Source organism: Zavarzinia sp., from assembly GCF_041650655.1.
GTDB lineage: Bacteria > Pseudomonadota > Alphaproteobacteria > Zavarziniales > Zavarziniaceae > Zavarzinia.
In genome coordinates this window covers 1-3,030 of record NZ_JBAZKR010000235.1, presented here as the reverse complement: position 1 = coordinate 3,030, position 3,030 = coordinate 1, and the positions used below count along the sequence as shown (strand labels likewise).

Below are 3,030 nucleotides of genomic sequence, written 5' to 3'. Positions count from 1 at the left end.
GAGCGACGCGCCGGACGTGGTGAACACCCACAGTTCGGCCGATTCCTGGCTGACCGGCCTGGCCTGCGCCACGCTCGCGAATCCGCCGGCCATCGTGCGCACCCGCCACATCTCGGCGCGGGTGTCGGGCAATTTCGTCAACCGCTGGCTCTACCGTCGCGCCGATGCCGTAGTCACCACCGGCGAGCGCCTGCGCCGGCATCTGCTGAAAGAGCTCGACCTCGAACCGCTGCGCGTGAGCTCGGTGCCCACCGGAATCGACACCGAACGCTTCAGTCCTGTCGAAGGCGCGGCCGACAAGGCGGCGGCGAAGGAGGCGATCGGTCTCGACCCGCAACAAAAGCATCTGGGCATCGTCGCCACGCTGCGCAGCTGGAAGGGCCACCTGTTCCTGCTCGACGCCTTCGCGCAACTCGACCGGCCCGGCCTGCACCTGCTGATCGTCGGCGAAGGCCCGATGCGCGGCCCGATCGAAGAGAAGATCGCCGCGCTCGGCATCGGCGGGCGGGTCACGCTGGCCGGCCAGCGCAGCGACCCCGAACACTGGCTGCGGGCGATGGACGTCTTCTGCCTGCCGTCCTACGCCAACGAAGGCGTGCCGCAGGCGATCCTGCAGGCCATGCTCTGCGGCCTGCCGATCGTCACCACGCCGGTCGGCGCCATCCTCGAAGCCGTCAGCGACAAGACCTCGGCGCTGATCGTGCCGCCGAGGGACGCCGCGGCGCTGGCTGCCGCCATCGCCCGCCTGCTCGATGACGCTGGCCTCGCGGCGAAGCTCGGTGCCGAAGCGCGCCGTGTCGCCAGCGCCGACTTTTCGCGTGAGGCGATGCTGGACAGCATGGAATCCATTTTCAAACGGGCAACGCGCTCATGAGCAAATCCCTGGACTGGACCACGGTGTCCGACGACCCCAACAATCGCGAGGCCAAGGCCGCGGTGCGCGCCTGGCTCAAAGCGGTGCAGCGCATCCATGTTGATTGCGAGCTGATGGACTATGTCGAAGCCATGGCGCGCGGGCGCCGCGTGCTTGACATCGGCATGGCGGCGCACGCTATGCGTTATGTCGACCAGCCGCAATGGCGCCACGGCCGCATCGCCCGCGCGGCGTCGCACTGCCTAGGCATCGACATCCTCGAATCCCTCACCGCCGAACTCGGCAAGCGCGGCTTCAACGTGCGCTGCGTCGACGCCACCTCCGATATCGACCTCGGCGAACGTTTCGACGTGATATTCGCCGGCGACGTGGTGGAGCACGTGGACAACGTGGTGCGCCTGCTGCAATTCGCGGCACGCCACCTGGCACCGGGCGGTCGCCTTTACGTGGCGACCCCCAACCCGTTCTCGCGCAAGTTCTTCCGTCAGCTCAAGCGCGACGGGGTAATGGTGGTCAACCTCGACCACATCGCATGGATCACACCGACCCAGGCCATGGAACTAGCTCGCCGTGCCGGCATCGCGCTGGCTGCCTACCATCTGATCAAGCCGATCTCCGGCATCTCGCTGGCGATCAAGCGCACCTTCGGCTGGCGCCTGGAGCCAGCTGAATTTTCCTTTCCGGACTACCTGTATGAATTCGTCCGACCGGACTGAACGGACAGTGCCGGCGCCGGCCGACATCCTCTACATCAATGTCTCGCGCATTGGCGACACATTGCTGGTGACGCCCGCCGTGCGCGCCGTCGCGGCGCACTGGCCGGCCGCGCGTATCCATTTGCTGGCGCACCCGAAGCGCGTCGAAGTGCTACGCTTTTTGCCCTTCGTCCATCGCACCGGCGCCATCGACAAGCAGCGGGCGCGCTTCATGGGGCGCCTGGCGGGCCGCCGTTACGACCTGGCCTTTGTCTGCAATACCGATGCGCCGCTGGTCGAGTACGCGCTGCGCGTGGCGGGACGCGTGGTGGCCTTCCGCCAGCCAGACGAGGCGCTCAATCGGCGGCTGTACCGAGTCGTCGAGCACCCGGCGCTGCAGACCATGCATGCCGTCGACATCCAGCTGTTGTTGCCGGCAACACTGAACATCGCGCCCGCCGGCAAGGAAATCGCCTATCGCGTGACTAACGAAGAGCACCATTGGGCGCGCGGCTTCCTCGAACAGCGCGGCATTGCCCAAGCGCGGCCGCTGGTCGGCCTACAGGTGGCGAGCTTCCCAACCAAGGCCTATCGCGACTGGCCGCTAGCCAATTTCGTCGCGTTGTGTCGCGCCATCCAGGCGCGCTGGCCACAGGTGCATTTCCTGATCTTCGGCGGCGCGCTGGAGAAGTCCCGCACCGCATCGCTGGCTGCGGAATTCGGCGGTGCGGCAACTTTGTGCGCCGGCCAACTCAGCCTGCGCCAGACGGCGGCGCTGATGGACCACGTCGACCTGTACGTCGGTGTCGACACCGGCCCGACGCATCTGATGGGCTCGCTGCACCGCCCGATGGTGGCGCTTTACCATGGTTATTCGCCGAGCCGGGTGTTGCGCCCACTCGACCACCCCTGCCTGTCGGCCATCGACCACCCGCTCGCCGACCGCTGCACGCCGGAAGCGCCGATGGCAGACATTTCAGTCGACACCGTTTGGCAGGCCGTCGAGCAGCGGCTGACGACCTCCCTGCAAGGCCCACGCCATGACCAATGAATCCGCTTCGTCGGGAAGCCAACTGCGTTTCGCCTTCGGCGCGAATTGGCAGGATTACTCGCGACTGATCGACCAGGAACAGATCGACGCCTCGGTTGCGCGCATGGACACCCTGGTTGGCCGCGACAATATCGCCGGCCGCTCCTTCCTCGACATCGGCTGCGGCTCGGGGCTGCACAGCCTGGCCGCCCTCAAGCTGGGCGCGTCGCGCCTGGAGGCGATCGACTACGACCCGCTTTCGGTCGCCACCACGAGCGCCGTGCTGGAAAAGTTCTGGGGCGATGGCCGCTACAGGGTGCAACGCGGCGACATCCTCGCTCCCGGGCTCGGGCTTACGCCAAGCGAGGTCGTGTACTCCTGGGGCGTGCTGCACCACACGGGCGAGATGAACCGGGCGATCCGCCGCGCCG

General features: G+C 67.1%; 4 protein-coding genes. All 4 read left to right on the top strand.

The window, feature by feature from the left end:
* The coding region (locus WC493_RS22790; RefSeq protein ID WP_373068853.1) for a glycosyltransferase at positions 1-874 on the top strand (874 nt) is incomplete at its 5' end.
* Entirely contained in the window at positions 871-1,590 is a 720-nt protein-coding gene (locus tag WC493_RS22785) for a class I SAM-dependent methyltransferase (protein ID WP_373068851.1), read from the top strand. The genes WC493_RS22790 and WC493_RS22785, both read left to right, overlap by 4 nt.
* Entirely contained in the window at positions 1,568-2,620 is a 1,053-nt protein-coding gene (locus WC493_RS22780) for a glycosyltransferase family 9 protein (RefSeq protein ID WP_373068849.1), read from the top strand. Before WC493_RS22785 ends, WC493_RS22780 begins: the two co-directional genes overlap by 23 nt.
* The coding region (locus tag WC493_RS22775; protein ID WP_373068847.1) for a class I SAM-dependent methyltransferase at positions 2,610-3,030 on the top strand (421 nt) is incomplete at its 3' end. The genes WC493_RS22780 and WC493_RS22775, both read left to right, overlap by 11 nt.